At 36.9% G+C, this 19,858-nt stretch carries 26 protein-coding genes, 1 pseudogene, 1 riboswitch and 1 other annotated feature (1 of these 29 only partly in view); of the genes and pseudogenes, 23 read left to right on the top strand and 4 right to left on the bottom strand.

Annotation, left to right across the window (positions count from 1 at the left end; translation table 11 throughout):
- Positions 1 to 11, top strand: a binding site (T-box leader) (it extends 311 nt beyond the left edge of the window).
- 179 nt (positions 12 to 190) lie between these two features.
- The 7 genes and pseudogenes from T479_RS15740 to T479_RS15710 all read left to right on the top strand — a co-directional run.
- A complete protein-coding gene (locus tag T479_RS15740; RefSeq protein ID WP_025220182.1) occupies positions 191 to 2,836 on the top strand; it encodes a valine--tRNA ligase in 2,646 nt (881 codons plus the stop codon).
- A 124-nt stretch (positions 2,837 to 2,960) separates the two neighbouring features.
- Positions 2,961 to 3,062: riboswitch (cyclic di-GMP riboswitch) on the top strand.
- Positions 3,063 to 3,149: 87 nt separating this feature from the next.
- On the top strand, positions 3,150 to 3,551 hold the full coding sequence (locus tag T479_RS15735; protein ID WP_024363195.1) for a hypothetical protein: 402 nt from the start codon (positions 3,150 to 3,152) through the stop codon (positions 3,549 to 3,551).
- 141 nt (positions 3,552 to 3,692) lie between these two features.
- Positions 3,693 to 4,985 (top strand): bifunctional folylpolyglutamate synthase/dihydrofolate synthase, encoded by a 1,293-nt coding sequence (locus T479_RS15730; RefSeq protein ID WP_025220181.1) that lies wholly within the window; start codon positions 3,693 to 3,695, stop codon positions 4,983 to 4,985.
- Complete coding sequence (locus tag T479_RS15725) at positions 4,982 to 6,247, top strand: bifunctional folylpolyglutamate synthase/dihydrofolate synthase (protein ID WP_024363193.1); 1,266 nt, start codon at positions 4,982 to 4,984, stop codon at positions 6,245 to 6,247. The genes T479_RS15730 and T479_RS15725 overlap by 4 nt, the downstream gene beginning before the upstream one ends.
- 415 nt (positions 6,248 to 6,662) lie before the next feature.
- The gene (locus tag T479_RS15720; protein ID WP_024363192.1) at positions 6,663 to 7,307 is read left to right on the top strand and encodes a hypothetical protein; all 645 of its coding nucleotides are present in this window, start codon (positions 6,663 to 6,665) and stop codon (positions 7,305 to 7,307) included.
- Between the two features lie 98 nt (positions 7,308 to 7,405).
- Complete coding sequence (locus T479_RS15715) at positions 7,406 to 7,999, top strand: Maf family protein (RefSeq protein ID WP_025220180.1); 594 nt, start codon at positions 7,406 to 7,408, stop codon at positions 7,997 to 7,999.
- Positions 8,000 to 8,031: 32 nt separating this feature from the next.
- Positions 8,032 to 8,412 (top strand): annotated as a pseudogene (locus T479_RS15710) (UPF0758 domain-containing protein); the annotation flags it as partial.
- A gap of 39 nt (positions 8,413 to 8,451) precedes the next feature.
- On the opposite strand, the gene T479_RS15705 reads toward T479_RS15710, so the two are convergent.
- From T479_RS15705 to T479_RS15695, 3 genes are all read right to left on the bottom strand, one after another.
- Positions 8,452 to 9,882: a recombinase family protein gene (locus T479_RS15705; RefSeq protein ID WP_025220179.1), complete on the bottom strand. Its 1,431-nt coding sequence runs from the start codon at positions 9,880 to 9,882 to the stop codon at positions 8,452 to 8,454.
- A gap of 97 nt (positions 9,883 to 9,979) precedes the next feature.
- Positions 9,980 to 10,312: a hypothetical protein gene (locus T479_RS15700; protein ID WP_025220178.1), complete on the bottom strand. Its 333-nt coding sequence runs from the start codon at positions 10,310 to 10,312 to the stop codon at positions 9,980 to 9,982.
- A 79-nt stretch (positions 10,313 to 10,391) separates the two neighbouring features.
- A complete protein-coding gene (locus T479_RS15695; protein WP_025220177.1) occupies positions 10,392 to 11,030 on the bottom strand; it encodes a helix-turn-helix domain-containing protein in 639 nt (212 codons plus the stop codon).
- A 220-nt stretch (positions 11,031 to 11,250) separates the two neighbouring features.
- Between T479_RS15695 and T479_RS15690 the strand changes: the two genes are divergently transcribed.
- Positions 11,251 to 11,469 carry a helix-turn-helix domain-containing protein gene (locus T479_RS15690; protein ID WP_025220176.1) on the top strand — a complete coding sequence of 73 codons (219 nt, stop codon included), beginning with the start codon at positions 11,251 to 11,253 and terminating at the stop codon, positions 11,467 to 11,469.
- Between the two features lie 126 nt (positions 11,470 to 11,595).
- On the top strand, positions 11,596 to 11,769 hold the full coding sequence (locus tag T479_RS23790) for a hypothetical protein (RefSeq protein WP_158497898.1): 174 nt from the start codon (positions 11,596 to 11,598) through the stop codon (positions 11,767 to 11,769).
- On the opposite strand, the gene T479_RS15685 is transcribed toward T479_RS23790, so the two are convergent.
- Positions 11,762 to 12,271, bottom strand: a complete 510-nt coding sequence (locus T479_RS15685) for a hypothetical protein (protein WP_025220175.1) — start codon at positions 12,269 to 12,271, stop codon at positions 11,762 to 11,764. The two genes, T479_RS23790 and T479_RS15685, sit on opposite strands and share 8 nt — an antisense overlap.
- Before the next feature lie 60 nt (positions 12,272 to 12,331).
- On the opposite strand from T479_RS15685, the gene T479_RS15680 reads away from it, so the two are divergent.
- Genes T479_RS15680 through T479_RS15625 form a run of 14 tightly spaced genes read left to right on the top strand, consistent with a single transcriptional unit; the run spans position 12,332 to position 19,852 of the window.
- On the top strand, positions 12,332 to 13,054 hold the full coding sequence (locus tag T479_RS15680) for an ORF6C domain-containing protein (RefSeq protein WP_025220174.1): 723 nt from the start codon (positions 12,332 to 12,334) through the stop codon (positions 13,052 to 13,054).
- Positions 13,051 to 13,212, top strand: coding sequence for a hypothetical protein (locus T479_RS23785; RefSeq protein WP_158497897.1), 162 nt, complete (start codon positions 13,051 to 13,053; stop codon positions 13,210 to 13,212). Before T479_RS15680 ends, T479_RS23785 begins: the two co-directional genes overlap by 4 nt.
- Positions 13,213 to 13,258: 46 nt before the next feature.
- Positions 13,259 to 14,089 carry an AP2/ERF family transcription factor gene (locus T479_RS22955; protein ID WP_025220173.1) on the top strand — a complete coding sequence of 277 codons (831 nt, stop codon included), beginning with the start codon at positions 13,259 to 13,261 and terminating at the stop codon, positions 14,087 to 14,089.
- 28 nt (positions 14,090 to 14,117) lie between these two features.
- Positions 14,118 to 14,537: a hypothetical protein gene (locus tag T479_RS15670; RefSeq protein ID WP_025220172.1), complete on the top strand. Its 420-nt coding sequence runs from the start codon at positions 14,118 to 14,120 to the stop codon at positions 14,535 to 14,537.
- Positions 14,521 to 14,673, top strand: coding sequence for a hypothetical protein (locus T479_RS23780; RefSeq protein ID WP_158497896.1), 153 nt, complete (start codon positions 14,521 to 14,523; stop codon positions 14,671 to 14,673). The genes T479_RS15670 and T479_RS23780 overlap by 17 nt, the downstream gene beginning before the upstream one ends.
- Positions 14,657 to 15,016, top strand: coding sequence for a hypothetical protein (locus tag T479_RS15665; protein WP_025220171.1), 360 nt, complete (start codon positions 14,657 to 14,659; stop codon positions 15,014 to 15,016). Before T479_RS23780 ends, T479_RS15665 begins: the two co-directional genes overlap by 17 nt.
- Positions 15,013 to 15,285 (top strand): AbrB/MazE/SpoVT family DNA-binding domain-containing protein, encoded by a 273-nt coding sequence (locus T479_RS15660; RefSeq protein WP_025220170.1) that lies wholly within the window; start codon positions 15,013 to 15,015, stop codon positions 15,283 to 15,285. Before T479_RS15665 ends, T479_RS15660 begins: the two co-directional genes overlap by 4 nt.
- Before the next feature lie 8 nt (positions 15,286 to 15,293).
- Positions 15,294 to 15,485, top strand: coding sequence for a hypothetical protein (locus tag T479_RS15655; RefSeq protein ID WP_025220169.1), 192 nt, complete (start codon positions 15,294 to 15,296; stop codon positions 15,483 to 15,485).
- A complete protein-coding gene (locus T479_RS15650) occupies positions 15,482 to 16,198 on the top strand; it encodes a hypothetical protein (RefSeq protein WP_025220168.1) in 717 nt (238 codons plus the stop codon). Before T479_RS15655 ends, T479_RS15650 begins: the two co-directional genes overlap by 4 nt.
- Positions 16,195 to 16,695, top strand: a complete 501-nt coding sequence (locus T479_RS15645; RefSeq protein ID WP_025220167.1) for a siphovirus Gp157 family protein — start codon at positions 16,195 to 16,197, stop codon at positions 16,693 to 16,695. The genes T479_RS15650 and T479_RS15645 overlap by 4 nt, the downstream gene beginning before the upstream one ends.
- A 14-nt stretch (positions 16,696 to 16,709) precedes the next feature.
- Complete coding sequence (locus T479_RS15640) at positions 16,710 to 17,339, top strand: ERF family protein (protein WP_025220166.1); 630 nt, start codon at positions 16,710 to 16,712, stop codon at positions 17,337 to 17,339.
- 11 nt (positions 17,340 to 17,350) lie between these two features.
- The gene (locus T479_RS15635; protein ID WP_025220165.1) at positions 17,351 to 18,196 is read left to right on the top strand and encodes a putative phage replisome organizer; all 846 of its coding nucleotides are present in this window, start codon (positions 17,351 to 17,353) and stop codon (positions 18,194 to 18,196) included.
- A complete protein-coding gene (locus tag T479_RS15630) occupies positions 18,196 to 19,431 on the top strand; it encodes a replicative DNA helicase (protein ID WP_025220164.1) in 1,236 nt (411 codons plus the stop codon). The genes T479_RS15635 and T479_RS15630 overlap by 1 nt, the downstream gene beginning before the upstream one ends.
- Positions 19,418 to 19,852 carry a hypothetical protein gene (locus T479_RS15625; protein WP_025220163.1) on the top strand — a complete coding sequence of 145 codons (435 nt, stop codon included), beginning with the start codon at positions 19,418 to 19,420 and terminating at the stop codon, positions 19,850 to 19,852. Before T479_RS15630 ends, T479_RS15625 begins: the two co-directional genes overlap by 14 nt.
- Positions 19,853 to 19,858: the final 6 nt, after the last annotated feature.

Here is a 19,858-nt window from a genome sequence, read left to right as displayed (position 1 = left end):
TCGTCCTTTTGTTGACGATAGGAGTTTTTTTATTTGCTAAAAAGATGTATGCATTTTATTAGCGAATAATCCAAAGGCATTTGTCACTGATTTATTTGGTGTGAATACACTGGTAAATCAAGACGAGTAATTATGAAGCTTGCCTAAGCGCATAAATGTCAAAAATTATTTCACAACAGGAGGAGTCAATATGACAGAAAACATTTCAATGCCGACGAAATACGATCCGCAGTCTATTGAAACGGGTCGCTATGAATGGTGGCTACAAGGTAAATTTTTCGAAGCACAACCTGAAAGCGGGAAGGAACCCTATTCAATCGTCATTCCACCACCGAACGTAACAGGAAAATTGCATCTTGGTCATGCATGGGATACAACATTACAAGATATTTTAATTCGTATGAAGCGTATGCAAGGTTATGATGCACTTTGGTTACCAGGAATGGACCATGCAGGTATTGCTACACAAGCAAAAGTAGAAGCAAAACTACGTGAAGATAATATTACACGTTATGATTTGGGACGTGAAAAATTCCTAGAAAAAACTTGGGAATGGAAAGAGGAGTACGCTGGGCATATTCGCGCGCAATGGGCGAAGCTTGGCCTTGCATTAGACTACTCTCGTGAACGTTTTACACTCGATAAAGGTTTATCGGATGCCGTTAAAACGGTTTTCGTGCAATTATATGAAAAAGGCTTAATTTATCGTGGGGAGCGTATCATTAACTGGGACCCAGCAGCAAAAACAGCCTTATCGGATATTGAAGTTATCTATCAGGATGTACAAGGTGCATTCTATCATATGAAGTACCCATTAGCAGATGGTTCTGGCTATGTGGAAGTTGCAACGACACGTCCTGAAACAATGCTTGGGGACTCTGGTGTAGCAGTTCACCCGAAAGATGAGCGTTACCAACATTTAATCGGTAAAACGGTTATTTTACCAATCGTGGGCCGTGAAATTCCTATCGTAGCAGATGATTACGTTGATATGGAATTCGGTACAGGTGTAGTAAAAATGACACCAGCTCATGACCCGAACGACTTTGAAGTTGGTAATCGTCATAACTTAGAACGTATTCTGGTAATGAACGAAGATGGCACAATGAATGAACTTGCGGGTAAATACAATGGTATGGATCGTTTTGAATGCCGTAAGCAAATTGTTGCCGATTTACAAGAAGCAGGTGTCCTAATCAATATTGAAGAGCATATGCACTCTGTAGGACATTCTGAACGTTCTGGTGCAGTTGTAGAACCTTATCTTTCCGCACAATGGTTCGTTAAAATGCAACCACTTGCTGATGCCTCTTTAGAACTGCAAAAAGACGAGGAAGGTAAAGTTCACTTCGTTCCATCACGTTTTGAAAACACATATTCTCGTTGGATGGAAAATATCCGTGACTGGTGTATCTCTCGCCAATTATGGTGGGGACACCAAATTCCTGCATGGTATCACAATGAAACAGGTGAAATTTACGTAGGTAAAGAAGCGCCTGCAGACGCAGAAAATTGGACACAGGATGAAGATGTGTTAGATACATGGTTCTCATCAGCACTATGGCCATTTTCTACAATGGGTTGGCCTGACGAGGCAAATGAAGAATATCAACGTTACTATCCAACAAGTACGCTTGTAACAGGATACGATATTATTTTCTTCTGGGTATCTCGTATGATTTTCCAAGGTATTGAATTTACTGGACAACGCCCATTCAAAGATGTATTAATCCACGGATTGGTACGTGATGGCGAAGGACGTAAGATGAGTAAATCACTTGGTAATGGTGTGGACCCAATGGATGTTATTGAGAAATACGGAGCGGATTCACTGCGTTATTTCTTAGCAACAGGTTCATCTCCAGGCCAAGATTTACGATATACAACGGAAAAAGTAGAATCTGTTTGGAACTTTGCTAATAAAATTTGGAATGCTTCCCGTTTCGCACTTATGAACATGGATGGAATGACATATGATGAAATCGACTTAACTGGTGAAAAATCAGTAGCCGATAAATGGATTTTAACGCGCTTGAATGAAACAATTGAACGTGTGACTTCATTAGCAGAACGTTATGAGTTTGGTGAAGTAGGTCGTGAACTATATAATTTCATTTGGGATGATTTCTGTTCTTGGTATATTGAAATGGCGAAACTACCGCTGAATGGTGAAGATGAGGCTGCTAAGAAAACAACTCGATCTATACTGGCTTACGTATTAGACCAAACAATGCGTCTATTACATCCGTTTATGCCATTCATCACAGAAGAAATTTGGCAACATTTACCTCATGAAGGTGAGTCAATTACAGTGGCAGCATGGCCTACTGTGCGTACGGATCTTCACTTTGCTGAAGAAGCAGACAATATGAAGCTCCTTATGGATATTATACGTTCGGTGCGTAATATTCGTGCGGAAGTTAACACACCTATGAGCAAAAAAGTACCGTTGTTCATTTCTGCTAAAGATAGTGCAACAGTTGCTACTCTTGAAGCGAATAAAGCCTACTTAGAAAAATTCTGTAATCCTGAGCCGTTAACAATTGGTGAAGGCTTAGAGGCTCCGAGTCAATCAATGACGGCAGTAGTAACGGGAGCAGAGCTATTCTTACCGCTTGTAGGTCTTATCAATCTAGAAGAAGAAATCGCTCGTCTAGAAAAAGAACTAGAAAAGTGGGCGAAAGAAGTGAAGCTTGTCACTGGTAAGCTGTCCAATGAAAAATTTGTTTCAAAGGCTCCAGAAGCATTAGTAAATGCCGAACGCGAAAAATTAGCGGATTATGAAGAGAAACATGCAGTGGTATTAAAACGTTTAGAAGAATTAAAAAACATGTAATAGCATAGTGATTTGAAGAAACAGCAGATGGCGAAATAGTCATTTGCTGTTTTTCTTTTTATGCATCAAAAGTTATGTATTGAGTTAGGAAAAAATATATAGTATTATCTATTTTAGTTAGTATAATAGATAAAGGCAAACTACCCGAAAGGGTAGGACGCAAAGCCTAGGGTCTAAGGTGAAGAGAAATGAGTATTTTTCAAACTATGATCGCCTGGTTACCATTAAATGAAATTTTTATTTAATTTTATGGCCATTCTATGTTGAGTAGAATGGTCTTTTACTTTGAATGCAAGAATAACGGAGGTTTATTATGTCAGGAAATATTGGAACAATTGTAGTGAAAGTAAACAAAGCTTGTGATGATTTAGATTTTGTGAGCGCTAGGGGAATTATAGAAGCAAATCTTTTAAAGTTATCGGAGGCTAAATATTATCGACTATTAAATGCAAGTGGACGGGTTCTTATTAAGCATATTTTAGCGGATAATAAGGGGCAAAAAGATACGAAGATTTCATTAACACGTACAGATTTACTAGTGATAAATAAGATTAATGAGTATTGTTCAAATTTTGATATTTCGATGCTGAAAAGAACATTAAAAAATTCGTTAGAACTAGTGCAAAGATCGGATGTTATGCCACTCTTAAATAATGATGCAAAAATAATTTTAGATGATATGGGAGCGCTATTAGGCATCCATCAATTACAATAATTTGTTGTTTATTTGAAAAAAATTAGTTAAAAACACACAAATGATCACTCCTACAGTGGTTTTCTGTGTGTTTTTAAATTTGTATCAGAATTGTTTGTGTGCCAGTCACCCTTTATACTGTAGTGAAAGGGAGTGTTTCTTTTGTTTACTACGATAAAAGCATGTACAGATTTTATTTTTACATTAAAGGCGGTTGATCATAAACGTGAACCTTTAGTCATGATGCGTGAAGTATTGGCGCGTTTAGGGGACCCGCATAACAAGTTGCGCGCTATCCATTTGGCAGGTTCCAATGGCAAGGGGTCCACCGTAAATGTACTGAGAGAAATGCTAGAGAATGCAGGATATCGGGTTGGTGCTTTTACTTCACCACATTTAACACGTGTCAATGAACGTATGACCATCAATGGAAAACAAATTCCGGACGAGCAATTTTTACAGTATATGAATAACGTAGCTTCAATCATTGAGGCAAATTATAATGGGGACTATCCAAGCTTTTTTGAGGTCGTCACACTTATTATGTTCCAATATTTCGCACATGAAGAAGTGGATTTTGCGTTAATTGAAACTGGGCTCGGTGGAAGACTTGATGCGACCAATGTCATAACACCACTTGTATCCATTATTACAACGATTTCTTTAGAGCATACGGCCTTTTTAGGCGATACATATGCGAAGATTGCTTTTGAGAAGGCAGGTATTATTAAAGAAGGTGTACCCGTAGTGGTTGGTGTTAAAAATAAAGAAGCACTTGCTACGATTCAAAAGGTTGCACATGAACGTCATGCTAGCTGTCTTGTTCTAGGGCATGATTTTAACGTGATTGCACAGGAGCAGGAGATGGGCATGCAATCATTTCATTATCACAATGCGCATCTTGACCTCACAGACATTCAATTAAAAATGGCAGGAGCGCATCAAATCGCTAATGCGAGTCTGGCTATCACAACGATGGATTTATTACGTGAAAAAGGGCTTATTCATTTATCCGAAGAGTCAATGCGCCAAGCGCTACAACACGCACAGTGGGCAGGTCGCTTTGAACAGTTCCCTAATAATATTGTATTAGATGGTGCTCATAACTCAGAAGGAACTGCCGCATTGATTCGAACATTACAGAAGGTCTATCCAAATCAACACTATCGATTTATTTATGCAGCTCTTTCTGATAAAGACCATGCCAATAGTATTGCGTTAATGGATGCAGTAGCAACTTCTATATCTTTTACACAAATTGGACTACCCAATGCCATGCCAGCTGAACAGTTAGCGATGTTATCAACGCATCAAGACAAACGATATAACAAAAATTGGAAATATATAGTAAGTGAAGTCATACAACATAAGGACCAACAAGATATTGTTGTGATTACAGGTTCGCTGTATTTTATAGCTGAAGTTCGCCAATGGATACAGGAGGGAGCACAATGATTCCTCAGTTCGATGATTATAAGAAAAAATGGGCTTTAACTAGTGATGATGTAATTAAGCCAGGGCTTACAGCGATTGAAGAAGCATTGGCACTTGTAGGGAATCCTGAAAGAACATTGCAAATTGTGCACCTTGCAGGCACGAATGGCAAAGGCTCAACATTAACATTTTTAGAGTCAATTGCGCAGGAACATGGCTTAAAAGTAGGCAAGTTCATGTCTCCATGCATTTTGAATGTGCATGACCAAATTCAAGTAATGCAACAACCTATTTCAGCACTAGAGATGGATCGCGTTTTTCATCAAATGAAGAATGCGGGGCTTAGCGGTAAACTAACGGATTTCGAACTTTTAACTGTCGCAGCGTTTTTGCATTTTGTCCATTGTGATGTCGATATTGCATTAATCGAAGCGGGTATGGGGGGCTTACTAGATAGTACGAATGTAGTGCAACCTATTGTCTCGATTATTCCGAGTATAGCGCTAGAGCATACAAAATTTTTAGGTCCAACTATTGAAAGCATTGCGCAGCATAAAGCAGGGATTATTAAACAGCATCGACCAGTTGTAATCGGGGATTTACCTTGTGAAGCAAAGAACATTATTGAGAGAGAAGCTAATGCAAAGCAAGCACCTGTTCTAGAGCTGAACAATCAATTCCATATTGTGCGGATGCATGACTATGAGAACTATAAAAATGAGACTATGGACTTACATATCACAAATCTTACACGTCATATGAAAGGACCTCATCAAGCGAATAATATGGCATTAGCCATTACGGCATTTTTAGAAGTTGCGACTGCGCTAAATGTAGCAATCAACGTGGCAAGTATACGCCAAGGTATTGAAATGGCAAGCATTTTAGGACGATTTGAAGAGGTGTTGCCATATATTATTTTTGACGGTGCGCATAATCCAGCTAGTGCAGAAAAATTGGTAGAAACGGTTCGCCAAGCGTTTCCTAATGAGTCTATTACCTTTGTTGTCGGCATATTAGGTGATAAGGATGTAAAAGGAGTTTTGCAGTACTTAGAGCAAATTAGTGAGACATTTTATTTTGTTGATTTTGATAATCCGCGTGCGATGTCAGCACAAGATATGTTGGCATTATGTCATGCCCCGCAAAAAGCAATTTTGCAAAATACAATTCCATTTTTACAACAGCAATCAGAGAAGAAGTGTAGAACAATCGTAACCGGCTCTTTATATTTATTAACAGAAGTGCGCGGTAGCTTGCTTGACGGAAGCGGACATAGGTAGTGACAACTGTTTTTCCACTCCTGCGTGCGATTTAGATAGGGGATTGCTAGAAGGATAAGGATAGTTACTTGAGCAACGGCTTGTCAATTGCTTTCAGGATGTTACAAAATCGCCATGAAAATTATAGGTTTCATTAGAAAGGTAAAGTCAACTCATTAATGGGTTGACTTTTTTATTTTTTTATCACTTATGTAAGTTCATGCCAACAATCACACTCTAGTGAGGCGTAGGCAAACACTTTATATAACAAGGTAAAAAATATAATGTGGAACCTCACCAATTTCTATTAATGGTAATGCATTAAATTAGCATTTAAGCATACTCTCTAACATATACTTATATGAAATAACAGCTGATAACAGTGTCGTCTTTTTTTATGTTCGTTTTGATAGTTGAAGGAAGAGGTGATGAAGGTATGAAAATAGTTAGTCATGTAGTGAGAAAACAAGTAGTGCGTGCAATGCTAATTGGTGGTATTGTCGGGCTTTTTGGTGTTGCAGTTTTTTTAGGTGTTCTCCAAGCTAGTACCCAATTTTCTTTAAAAAAGGAAAGTGAAGTAGCGAAAAACGAAACTGAAACAGAGGCAGACTCCGCAACAATTCCGACAACAGGCGGTACTGCAAACTCAACTATGTTTTTTGCAAGTCAAGCGGGCGTATTTTCTAATTATGCAAGTGCAAGTGCATTTGTCTCTGAACATCCGTCATTGCAAGAAAGTGCAATTGTAGAAGTAGAGGGCAAGTTTTATGTATGGACAAGTATAGTGAACGAAGAAAGTGAGTTAGTGTTTTTAAAGGACCCACCAACATTTAAAAAAGTGTTTAGTGTTAGTGGTGAAAGTTGCAAGGAGGCGACAATTGCTGAAGTGATAAAAGTATTAGCTGATAAAAATACGACAAAATTAAATTTTAAAGAGGCAACGAAGGATTCCACTCTTCCTGCTGATTGGCAAAGTATTGGCAAGGCAGCAACCTCTATTTCTAGTGATTTAAGTATCGTGCGTCTCCAAATTTTTGCACATTATAAGTCCAAAAATGCTTGTCTTCAAACGAAATTCTAAGTCGAATAGTTAGCTATATGAATGTTATCTTGATTTTTTGAAAATTTTCAAAAACCGTATTCTCCGTTATGATAGAGAGAAGGAGGAATGGTGAAATCATGTTTGAAACAAATCATAAATTAGTACTTGCTTCTGCATCACCACGACGAAAGGAACTGCTTGCTATGTTGGACCTTCCGTTTGATATTGTAACAAGTGATGTAGAAGAGACAAGTGTAAAAGCAACAACTATGCAGGATTATGTAACAGGTGTGGCACTGCTAAAAACACGAGATGTAGCTAAGAAAGTGCCAGCAGCAACGATTATTGGCGCAGATACAATCGTCGTTTTTAACAATGCGTTACTGCATAAGCCAAAAACACGGGAGGAAGCTATTTCACACTTATCTCGGTTATCAGGCAAGCGTCATACGGTGATGACAGCAGTTGCCATCATTGAGCCGAATGGTATAGAAACAACATTTGTAGAAGAAACAGCAGTTGTATTCCATACTTTATCACAGGAGCTTATAGAAGCTTATGTAGCATCTGGAGACCCTTATGATAAAGCGGGCGGTTATGGTATTCAAACAGCTGGAACCCTTTTAGTTAAACGAATTGAAGGAGATTATAACAATGTTGTCGGCTTACCACTTGCAGCGTTGTTTGCGCAAATGATAGCGAAGCATATTATTCAATTTGCGAAGGAGTGAAGCTATTGCCAACAGATGTTTTACCAAAAACGATGATTCGTGACGTCAATATGGCAGATCGACCACGTGAAAGACTACTTCGTCAAGGTGCAATGAGCTTATCGAATCAGGAGCTATTAGCTATTTTACTAAGGACAGGTACGAAGGAAGAATCAGTTCTTGCACTTGCGAATCGTGTATTAAGTACATTTGAACGTTTACACCATTTAAAACATGCAACTATTGAAGAAATGATTGCCATTAAAGGGATAGGGGAGGTAAAGGCAATTCAAATTTTAGCTGCCATAGAGCTTGGCCGGCGCTTGTCTCAAAAGCAAAATGATGACAAGTTTACCGTTCGTTCTCCGCAAGATGCCGCAGCATACCTTATGCCAGATATGACCTCTCTAAGTCAAGAACATTTTGTCGTAGTGAACTTTACATAAATACGAAAAAATAATAGCAGAGTGAGACTAGTAAAATCTTACTTCTGCTATTCGTATTTTTTGGTTTCTATAACCTTTAGCTTTAGTACGTTCAATTATTTCGATTCTAACACTTTCAATAAAGGTTTGGACAAACGTTCTTTTTTCTTCTTGCGTTAGTTTTTCAAAGTTATCATTGAATTTTTTTGCGATTTCCTTATTTCTTTCCATATCCAATGCAGTTATTGATGGCTCTTCTAATTGTTCTAACTCATTTTTTAATTCACTATACCGTATACGAGATTCATCCATCCTATTTTTAAATTCCTCGTCTGTGATTAAGTCAGAAGCCCATGCGCGTTGGTATTTCTCGCGTTGATTTTCAATTTGTCTTATCTCTTTTTTTATAATTTCAGATTCATTCTCTACACTAGCTTCATTACTTGAAGACGAGGGAAGAGGTAAATTTTCCATGTATTTTAACAAAGCCTCGTTTATTTTGGATTCCTGCACATTAAATGCTGTTCTTCCCGGATTGTTTAAGGCGCAAGGTTGGCAACGGTATGAATTACTAGTTGCGGTCACGTTATCTGTTTTTCGCGTCCATACTTTACGTTCAGACGTACAGTGATTACCACAATCTGGACAAAGGATTTTCATTTGATAAATATAGTGACTGGTAACATTACGTTTTTTGTAATTTTGTCTAGAAGTAATAATGCGTTGTAATTGTTCAAATTCATCTTTTGTCATAATTCCTTCGTGAGTATTTTCGTAAATTACACCTTTCCAATACATGGCTCCATAAAGTGCAGGGTTGTGCATCAAGTCTAACAATGTTCTTATATGCCATTGGTAGCCTCTTTTAGGTTTATATTGAGTTGAGTTCATGTATAGCGCTAATTGTCTAAAAGACATCCCTTCACGAACCTTCTGCACCATTATTTTAACGGCTTCAATTTGTTCTTGGTGGATATGCAATTTATGGTGTTCATCTTTGTAAAACCCATAAGGAGGTTGAGCAGCCCATTCGCCTTGTCTGGCTTTTTCTATTTGCCCCATTACTACCCTTTCGCCTAAGTTGGCACTCTCCCATTCAGCTATTGCAGCAACAATAGTTATAAACATTCTGCCCATTGCTGTAGATGTATCATATATTTCAGTAGCAGAACGAAATATACAGTTAACTCTATCTAATTCATCGAGAATTTTGTGTAAGTCACGCACGGATCTAGTTAATCTATCCAATCGGTACACTAACAATACTTTTATATGGCCATCTTTAATATCTTTCATTAGTTTTTTTAATTGAGGACGATTTGTATCACGACCTGAAATACCTTCATCTACATAAAATTTATGTTCTTGCCAGTTTTGAGCAATGCAAAATGCTTTTAGACGTTCTCGTTGAGCAGAGATAGAATAACCTTCATTAGCCTGTTCTTCAGTTGACACACGGATATAAATTCCTACCGTCATGTAAAATACCTCCGATGATTTTGATTGTAGTAAATGAGCACAAATATTCATAGCAAGCAATTTTTTGCTTTAGTAGATAAAAATTTCTCATTAAACTTCATTTATCAGTATGTGCGTTTTCCTCTGAATAAAAATAATTATCAAGTATTTGATGATGAATATGAACGATTGGACTATCACCAAGAGTAAATAAATAGACATTCTCTCTGTAAGTTTTAAGAAAATCCTCAATTAAATATTTAATAATCATTTGAGGAACCTCATTGAATAATAAATGAGATACACTTACTCTGTTTTGTAGAGAAGCGTATACATGTATAACTTTGTATTCATCATTAAGGAGATATATTTTTAAAGTACAATCACGACCAGCTTTTATAAGTTCTATTGTATCTTCCAATTGTTCAGATGTTATGTCTATTAATTTCATTATTATCACTCCTTAATATAAATAAAGAGCAAGACGGATGAGTCTGCTCTATTTTCTGTAATGCTTAAACGTTTAAGTATTAATCTAAATTAACAATATAAGTGACTACTTTACCATGTAGCCTTAAATCTTCATTAACTTTTTCAACAGTGTGGTCTGTAAATATTGGGTCTGAAGAATTTGGTCTGAATATGAATTTATCGTCAGCTTCATAAAAAAACTTGACTGAATAATCATAACCGTTACTGTAAACAACGATATCTCCGTTTTTTAAATCTCCTACAGAACAACTTTTCACTGCTATTAATGAATCATGTGGGATAGTTTTGTTCATTGATTCACCGTTTACTCTCATAAAGAAAATATCTTCACAACCAGCGTATTTACCAAGAAGTTCATCCGGTATTGTAATGGTCTCGATTTCATCTACACACTCAACATCTATTGGTAATCCAGCAGATATTTTCACGGTAGGTAAAAAACGGTAAGTATAATCATTACCCTCTTTTAGTGCTGTTGTATCTTCTTCTAACAAATTTTCAACGGTAATACCTAGAGTGCGACATAATTTAATTACATTATCAATTGAAGAATTTACTAGATTATTTTCAATCATAGATCGTACTGTCGTATATGGCACTCCAGATTCTCTTGAAATAGAGGAAACATTAAATCCTCTCTCCCTCATAAAATTGGTTAATTTCTCACCTCTTTGCAATTATCTCACCACCTTTCTAATATTGTGTTACGGAATATCGTAACTTATGTATAAATAGTATCATTTAAAATACTGAAAGTAAACATTTAAATGCGACTAATCGTAGTTTTTGTTGTATTTATCGTTGACGCATTACGACACATCGTATATATTTAATTCAAGAGTTACGACACATCGTAATTCTATTAAATATATGTTCTAAAGAGTGAGGTGAAACAGAATGAACAAGCCTTATCCGAATTTAGAAGCTGAAATGGCAAGATGCGGAATTAAACAAAAAGATATCGCTGGGTTGCTAAAAAAACGAACTGCGACTATTTCAGAAAAGATGAATGGAAAATCAAAATTCGATATAGATGAAGCTTACGCTATAAAAAAAGCGTTTTTCCCAAATTGTATGCTGGATTACTTGTTCAGCAGAGAAGCAGTAGTCGCATGAAATTCAAAATCAATTAGTAATGAATGTTAAAGCGCTGTGATACCGAGCCAATGACGGTATGAATTATTCGGACTTATAGCTGATGTGACGGTAGCAACGTTAATGAGGATTAAAGGAGTGAGTAGTGTGGAGGATAATAAAAAATCCTCACAGGTTGTTGGCGCAACGAGTGAGGCGAAAATCTTATTGTTACTTAATGTCATTGAACAAGGTGTCCAATCCATTTTGATCAGAGATAAATATATCCGTGTTTTATTAACTGTTCAAATTCTATTAATTCTTTCATTTCTATTTAACTGAAATTCTTAATAACTGCATCAATTAATTGTCTAAGCTCTGTAGCATAAGCAGAAATTAGTATAGTTGCTGTCCAAGTTAAGCAACTTACTAAAAAAGAAGGTACGTTATTAAACTCTCGGTTAAACAAGAAACCTAAAATTGCACCTGGTAAAAAGAAAATATCCTTGATGAGATATTTAGGATGTAAGTATTTTTTAGCCCAATAATAGTTATCGTCAAAGGCTTCGCAAAGCCTAATATAAGCATCTCTAATTTTTTCTTCATTTCCAAAATCATCATATGAAGGTGAGAAGAAGTATAAACCGCCTATTAAATCATTGCTTAAGGGTCGATTTTTAGCAATTTGTTCAAATGCTAAAGCTTTCTCATCATGACCATTGGCGTGTTTATAAGAATTATAAAGACCTAACAAGTAATTAATTTTAGTATTTCTCCAAAGTCTACTTACAGGTTTTCGTAAGTATAAAAAGATTATCAAAATTGCAACTAAGAATATTTTCATATCTATCACCTGCCTTTCTATCCAAATTGTAACAAAGGTAGGCGAAAGGAGGAAATCAATTTGAATTTAACAGTCATTGAACTACGTGGTAAACGTGTTTTAACAACAGCGCAGCTTGCTGAAAATTACGAAACCAACAATCGAAGAATTTCAGAAAACTTCAATCGCAACAAAGAGCGATTCAAAGAAAATAAACACTTCTTTTTATTAGAAGGTGAGTATTTAAAGGAATTTGGTGAGCAATACGCAAATTGCGTATCGGTTGAAAAAGTATCCAAACTCTACCTTTGGACAGAAAAAGGTGCATGGTTACACGCAAAATCATTAAACACTGATAAAGCATGGGAAGCATACGAGTTACTTGTGGATGAGTATTACAAAGTCATAGAACAACCACAATTCAGCAGTTTAGAAATTGCGTTACAAGCTGCTTTGCAACATGAACAAGCTATCAAAGAAATCAAAACAGATGTGGACTATCTAAAAGGCAGTATGCGAATTGATTCACTTCAACAACAAGAGATACAACAGGCTGCTAAACAATCTGTTGTACAAGCTTTAGCTGGTAAAGATTCGGTTGCTTATCAAGAGATTAGTAAAAAGGTATTTTCAGCATTTTGGAATGAGTTCAAACATTATTTCAAGGTTCCGCGTTATGGTGATATACCAAAAGTTAAATACGGAGAGGCTTTAAGATTTATCCAGTTATGGAGGCCCTCCACAATATTACAGATTGAAATCGACAGTTGTAATAGCCAAATGGTTTGGAGTGATAATCGGTGAAAACTATGCCATCAATTGAAACTCAAAAACGTATGCATGCATTCTTCATGAAAACGTCAGCGCCTCGTATCCTTAAAGAAATAAAGGAACAAGAGGCCAAACAGAAGGAGGCGCAGAATGAACACAACCAACAAACAATGGTTAGCGATGTCGGATGAGGAAAAGCAAGTAGCACTTAATAAAAAAGCGAAAGGTTGATATCAAGTGGTAAAAGAAATCCCATTGCAAAATGGAATGGTTGCTCTTGTGGATGACGAGGATTATGAACGTTGCACTGAACATATTTGGTCTGTGAGGACTAATAGGGAAAGTAAATTAGTGGTGTCTAGCAATTCTGCAATACCTAAGACTTTAGGAGCTTTTATTTTTCAAAATACCGATGAAAAGAAAGTTGTGTTTCAAAAAAATATGAACAGGCAGTTAGATTTCACTAAAGAAAATTTGACTTTGGGTTCTTTAATTGAAATAGCTTCACGGGGGCGTGGACGAGGTGGAACTTCTAAATATAAAGGAGTTTATTGGAATAGAGGAACTAACAGTTGGCGCTCAAGGTTTACACACAATGGGAAAAATTACGAAGTGGGCTTATTTCAAACTGAAGATAATGCAGCCAAAGCTTACAACGATAAAGTTAAAGAAGTTAAAGGAGACAAGGCTTACATCAACATAATTGGTGAGAATAATAATGTTGAAGAGATAAAAGTCGAGAAACAGAATCAATTGAGGCGCCATAAAGGTGTTACAGGTTTTATAGGAGTGGCTTGTGTAGCTAAAAGCAAAAAGTTTCAAGCTTCAATTGTTCACAATAAAAAACGTATCCATTTAGGGACTTATCACACGAAAGAGGAAGCAGCCAAATCATATGACCAAAAAGCGTATGAACTACATGGTGACAAAGCGATATTGAACTTCCCTGAATTAATAGATGAATATAAAAAAGCTTTAAAAGAGATGAAACCAATAACCATTAAACCGGTTCCAGTTGCATTAGTCAGCCAAGCAATTAACAAAGCAATATCAGCACGTCAAAAATAAAACTATCAATCTATTGGAGGTTACTAGAATGAAAGCAATATTAAATGTTAAAGGTACGAAGTTATCAGTGATTGGTCTAAATATCAATGAGGACAAATTCACAAGTGTACAAGTTTTAGATGCAGAAGGTAAAGTAACAACACATTACGACAGCAAGTATGCACCGTATGTTCCAGAAGGTGCGAGTGTAATTAATCTCAAAGAAGCACTCGAATTTCCTGATGCTAATAAGGAGATTGTGGAGGACCTAAATCAGTTACTTGTAGATTCTCGAGATCATCTAAAGGACTTAGGAGAACAAATTATCCAAGAAGTATTGGTCCATGATGGATTACCTTTCGGAGACAGTGCACTTCCTAATCTAGTAAAAGAATACAAGGAACATAGAGATTACATTGACGGTGTTGAATCAGCGTTGGAGGTTGTAAAACGTGACAACTATGCTTAAGCAATTACAGCGTAATGCAGTCATTGAACAGTTGAAAAAGAATGGCATCCACAGGATTGATGGACAACCGCTAGAAGATGCCTTATACACAACGTTACTTAAAACATTGGCGCTTAAACGTGCAGCTGATAATTGAGGGAGGTGAAAGTAATGGAGAAAAGAGTTTTCACAAAGGATATGGCATCAAAACTGCGGAAGTCATTGAATGTCCAGATTGTGCATTTGAATTCGGTACGATTCATGAACAATCAGATATGCCAGGGTTATATATTTGTCCGAATTGCCAAGAGGATAACCTAGAAGCTGACATTTATCATTTGAAAGAAGAAAACAAACGTTTACGTAAAGCACTTGAATATTACGCTGACACAAAACATTACGAACCATATTGTATTCCAGTGGGGGATTATGCGTCTGACGTTACGGAAGACAATGGTGAAATTGCTCGTCAAGCATTACAAGGAGGAGAAATCAAATGAAAGCAATAGGTCTTGTTCGTAGAATTGATGATTTAGGTCGTGTAGTTATTCCAAAAGAAATCCGTAGGACTTTAGGAATTGAAGATGGCAATCCGTTAGAAATCTTTGTAGAAGGCGATCAAATCATTATAAAAAAACACATGGCTAATATGACATGCGCTGTAACGGGTGAAGTATCAGACAACAATTTCAGTTTACTAGGTGGAAAATTAGTTTTAAGTCCAGAGGGTGCTAAAAAGTTAATTGCTGAAATCGAGCAATCCAAGTAGGTGATTTCATGCGTATAGGCTACACACACGCTGATGTATACGACCGTGAATCAGAATACTGGCAAGACATTGAGGATGCACAACAAGCCCAAATGGAGGCACAAAAAAACTTGTCAAAGGGTGCAACCAATGACAAGCAGATACAAAAAATAAATCAAAATCAAATCACTGGTATTTTACCACAGGAGGATGCGAAATGACAAAGTTTATTGAGCAACGTGTAGAGGTTTTAGAAAACGAAGTAGCTGAATTAAAGCTAATAGTCCATGAATTACGTGCTAAGAAATCAATTGAGCCTTCCACAACTAATACTGTGGAGGACAAACCACAAATGGCAAAACTAGTAGATGGTCAGTGGCAACCTACTACGTATGAAGAACTTGCTGAAATGATGTCATTAACACCAAATCAACAACGTGCTCAGATTATCGAGAAGGCGAAGAAGTTTGTTGAGGAAAATTTGGCTAATGGAAGAACTAGTAATCGCACTGCGGAAAAAGGTAATAGCACATATCGTGATAATTATTATGAAGTAGATTTCTTTGTAAAAGAAGGGAAAGTAACAGCTGTTGTGTATTGGTTGGTATCTAACGAAAAAAGAATTGCTGAACCATCTAATGTTGGTCGTGCAAAATGTTCACCAAATGACGTATTTAACGAACACATTGGCAAAGCCATTGCACTAGGACGAGCGCTTGGTCTTGATGTAAGTGAGTTTGAACAGGCGGTGCAACCTGATAAACCAGTAATAGGAATGATGTTTGTGGGATGTGAAGGTGATGTTAGAGAAATTGCCACACGAGGACATTACACAGAGTCGTCTATGAAATCAGCTATTGATTCCAAATATGTTGTAGACTGTCCAATTCAAATCATCAACGACACTAACGCTATTTATGAGGTGGAATCATGAGTATATACACTCTCAAAGAACTAAATGAGATGATGTATAACCTTCAGCAATTAATACTGGATGGTGCAGATGAAGAAGAATTAAAAGGCTACATGGACACTATTTCACTTGAACGTGAAGCCAAATTGGAAGGTTATGCAATGGTCATTAAGAATTTAGAAAATGAAAATGCTGGTATTAAAGCAGAAGAAGAACGTTTTGCTAAACGTAGAAAGTATAACGAAAATGCAATCGCTCGGATGAAAGAACGTATGGCTGAAACTTTAGAAACAGTTGAGCCAGATGCAAAAGGTGTGAAGCGATTGAAAACAGAGAAATTCACATTCAGTTTCCGTAAATCAACATCTGTACAAATCGAAAATGATGCTGCTATCCCTCCACAGTTTATCAAGGTGGAGAAAACTATCAGCCGTGCTGAACTAGCAAAAGCATTAAAAGCAGGTAAGCAAATTGAAGGTGCTCAACTTGTTGAAAATCAATCGTTGCAAATTAAATAACTGGGGGTGCGCATATGCAAAAATCAGAATCTATTGCTGAGTTAGCTAAGGCATTAGCTGCATTTCATTTAGAAGTCAAGCAACCACTAAAAGATAAGGCGAATCCGTTTTTTAAGTCAAAATATGTACCTCTTGAAAACGTAGTGGAAGCCATAACAGATATAGCACCAAAACATGGATTGTCGTTTATGCAGTATCCAATAAATCAAGAAAACAAAGTTGGAATTGTAACAATTTTAATACATTCAAGTGGCGAGTACATCGAGACAGAACCGATTTTCGCACAGCCAGCTAAAAATGATCCACAGGCAACAGGAAGTGTTATCACGTATTTAAAGAGATACAGTTTATCAGCTGTGTTCGGGATTACATCAGATGAAGATGATGATGGAAACAGCGCAACATTCGGTGCTTCTCAACAAAAACAACAATCACAACCAAAAGCGGATTTACCTAAAATGATTTCAGCAGCACAATTCAAGGCGATAGGTGCTAAGACAAGTAATATATCAAAAAAAGACGGTGTAGATCAAAAGCAAGTTTATCAAAGTGCTGCAGCACATTTAAAAATTGATAAATCTACAAAAGAATTAACTTCCCATGAAGCTAGCAGAATAATCGAGTACCTTGCGACATTGGAGTAGGTGATACAAAAATGGCAGACATCACTTGGATAAAAATAAAAACGGATATGTTTGATAACGAGAAAATCAAGCTAATTGAACGGTTGCCCGAAGGTGACATGATTCTAATCATTTGGATAAAGCTACTCACTTATGCAGGTAAGGCGAACTATAACGGCTATATCATGCTAAGTGAAAATATCCCGATGAACATTGAGGAAATGGCAATCATTTTTAACAGACCATTAGAAAAAGTAAGGTATGCAATCGAAGTTCTGCAACGGTACAAAATGTTAGAAGTAAACGAGCAAGAAGTGGTTCTAATTAGCAACTGGGAGAAGCATCAAAACATCGATGGAATGCAAAAGATTCGTGAACAAAATCGCTTGCGAAAGCAGAGACAGCGCGAAAAAACAAGGAGTCAGGAGCTTCTTGAAATGGCAGAAGAAAGTCACGTGACAGTCACGCAATGTCACGCAACAGATATAGATAAAGATATAGATAAAGAATATATATTGTCGGGTAACAAACCCGACTCTATTCCTTACAAAGAAATTATCGATTATCTAAATAAAAAAGCTAATAAGAAATACAAACACACATCACAGAAAACACAAACCTTAATCAAAGCTAGGTTTAAAGAGAAATTCACCCTAGATGATTTCAAAACAGTTATCGATACAAAAACAGCTCAATGGTTAATGGATCCTAAGATGTCAGTATATTTACGTCCAGAGACATTATTCGGGACTAAATTCGAAGGATACCTAAATGAGCAAAACAATATTGTTCAATCGACAACATTACAAAATCAAAGCCCTGTACAGACAACAATGTACAAGCCAATCAACTCCGATATGACAAGAGGTGAAGGTTAATGCTTACAGAAGAAGCCGTGTTAGGTACATTGCTAAAGTTTCCTCACTTACTGGCTGATACAGACTTAAAGCCAAGCTATTTCCAGTATGTTGAGAATCGTAATGTATTACAGGCCATGAAAGAACTGAATGCAAAGGGTCAGGTTGTTGACTTAATAACCATGTTGACACAAGGTAGGCCCGAAGAATTTGGTGGTGCCGGTAAGCTTAATAAAATTCAAAATCTCGCAAACGAAGAAAAGTTTGATAGTTACGTTGAAATCTTACTAGATAAATGGCGGGAACGTGAAAAGTTAAACATTTTAGAAGTGGCAAAGCATGAAAATTGGAATCTCGAAAAAATTACAAATGAATTAAACAGTTTGGTATCAAACAACACAGACGATCACAACAGCATTAATGACTTGATTATGCAAGTTGCAGAAGATCCTTGGAAGCCTATGCAGGGAACGAAGGGGATAAATACAGGCTTAGAAGTTTTACAGACTGCTACAAACGGTTTTCAAAATGCAGACTTAATTATCTTAGCTGCAAGGCCATCAATGGGTAAAACAGACGTAATGTTACATTTCGCAAAGCAAGCCGGATGGCAAGGAGCAATACCGATAGTTTTCAGTTTAGAAATGCCTGCAGCAAAATTGCGAGATCGAATGATTGCATCGACTGGCAGTTACAACCGTAACAAGATGAAAAATTTATACGAGCGCTTAACTGATGGCCAAAAGGAAACGTGGATGAAGGTTATAGCCCAAGTTTCTAAAACAAATGTTGAAATTTTTGATAAGAGTGGACAAACAATTTCAGAAATTCGGATGAAGGTTAGGAAAGTACGCAATCAATATCCTGATAAGCAGCTCATTATATTCATCGATTACTTAACGCTTATTAAGCCGTCCGATGATTCAAAAAGCATGCATTTATCTATTTCCGAAATTTCAAAGGCATTGAAGGCCATTGCAAAAGAATTTAATTGTCCAGTTATCTCCTTGGCTCAATTATCGAGAAATGTTGAAAAACGCCCTGATAAACGTCCGATGCTATCAGATTTACGTGAGTCTGGAAGTATCGAAGAAGATGCCGACGTTGTTATATTTCTGTATCGTGATGCGTATTACAGCAAAAATGATGATGACGATTCATTGGAAATCATCATAGCGAAAAATCGTGAAGGTGAAGTGGGCACAGTAAACGCGAAATTCAACAGATGGACAGGTGTAGTAAGTGACGTTCAATGAATTACTACTAGAAGCGATTAAGTGTGATGATGAACTACTTGCATACTCGGTTTACTGGCTCATAAAGAACAATGTCGTAAATGGAGCTGATAGGACCAACAATATCAATTGGAATCTAGTAAATCATGAAGAAGTGAAGCAAATGCGTAACCGCAATGAACTGAATTTGCAAACTATCAAAGTTTACACGGTTCCACTTGGTAACAAGCAACACATGATTATCTTTGCTCAAAGCGAAGCATCAGCAAAAGGACATGTCTATACAGAGCTTGGGAGAATCCCAACAAAGATATTTGATATTTCAAACAAGATGGATATGAGCTTTTGGTTTCCCGAACAACAGAAAAACAAATCATTACGTCAGATGAGAGAAGAAACGTTAATCTTCCCAGCAACGGCAATGATATTTACGAAAGGATGATAGAAC

The sequence above is a fragment of the Lysinibacillus sphaericus genome (assembly GCF_000600105.1).
GTDB lineage: Bacteria > Bacillota > Bacilli > Bacillales_A > Planococcaceae > Lysinibacillus > Lysinibacillus sphaericus.
The sequence above is the reverse complement of the archived record's forward strand: the minus strand, read 5'-3'. Positions and strand labels throughout refer to the sequence as shown.

Bases quoted from the DNA above. Each gene is read 5' to 3' on its own strand.
- T479_RS15740 (WP_025220182.1), top strand. From the start codon at position 191: ATGACAGAAAACATTTCAATGCCGACGAAATACGATCCGCAGTCTATT.
- T479_RS15735 (WP_024363195.1), top strand. From the start codon at position 3,150: ATGTCAGGAAATATTGGAACAATTGTAGTGAAAGTAAACAAAGCTTGT.
- T479_RS15725 (WP_024363193.1), top strand. From the start codon at position 4,982: ATGATTCCTCAGTTCGATGATTATAAGAAAAAATGGGCTTTAACTAGT.
- T479_RS15720 (WP_024363192.1), top strand. From the start codon at position 6,663: ATGAAAATAGTTAGTCATGTAGTGAGAAAACAAGTAGTGCGTGCAATG.
- T479_RS15715 (WP_025220180.1), top strand. From the start codon at position 7,406: ATGTTTGAAACAAATCATAAATTAGTACTTGCTTCTGCATCACCACGA.
- T479_RS15705 (WP_025220179.1), bottom strand. From the start codon at position 9,882: ATGACGGTAGGAATTTATATCCGTGTGTCAACTGAAGAACAGGCTAAT.
- T479_RS15700 (WP_025220178.1), bottom strand. From the start codon at position 10,312: ATGAAATTAATAGACATAACATCTGAACAATTGGAAGATACAATAGAA.
- T479_RS15690 (WP_025220176.1), top strand. From the start codon at position 11,251: ATGAACAAGCCTTATCCGAATTTAGAAGCTGAAATGGCAAGATGCGGA.
- T479_RS15685 (WP_025220175.1), bottom strand. From the start codon at position 12,271: ATGAAAATATTCTTAGTTGCAATTTTGATAATCTTTTTATACTTACGA.
- T479_RS15670 (WP_025220172.1), top strand. From the start codon at position 14,118: ATGAAAGCAATATTAAATGTTAAAGGTACGAAGTTATCAGTGATTGGT.
- T479_RS15660 (WP_025220170.1), top strand. From the start codon at position 15,013: ATGAAAGCAATAGGTCTTGTTCGTAGAATTGATGATTTAGGTCGTGTA.
- T479_RS15655 (WP_025220169.1), top strand. From the start codon at position 15,294: ATGCGTATAGGCTACACACACGCTGATGTATACGACCGTGAATCAGAA.
- T479_RS15650 (WP_025220168.1), top strand. From the start codon at position 15,482: ATGACAAAGTTTATTGAGCAACGTGTAGAGGTTTTAGAAAACGAAGTA.
- T479_RS15645 (WP_025220167.1), top strand. From the start codon at position 16,195: ATGAGTATATACACTCTCAAAGAACTAAATGAGATGATGTATAACCTT.
- T479_RS15640 (WP_025220166.1), top strand. From the start codon at position 16,710: ATGCAAAAATCAGAATCTATTGCTGAGTTAGCTAAGGCATTAGCTGCA.
- T479_RS15635 (WP_025220165.1), top strand. From the start codon at position 17,351: ATGGCAGACATCACTTGGATAAAAATAAAAACGGATATGTTTGATAAC.
- T479_RS15630 (WP_025220164.1), top strand. From the start codon at position 18,196: ATGCTTACAGAAGAAGCCGTGTTAGGTACATTGCTAAAGTTTCCTCAC.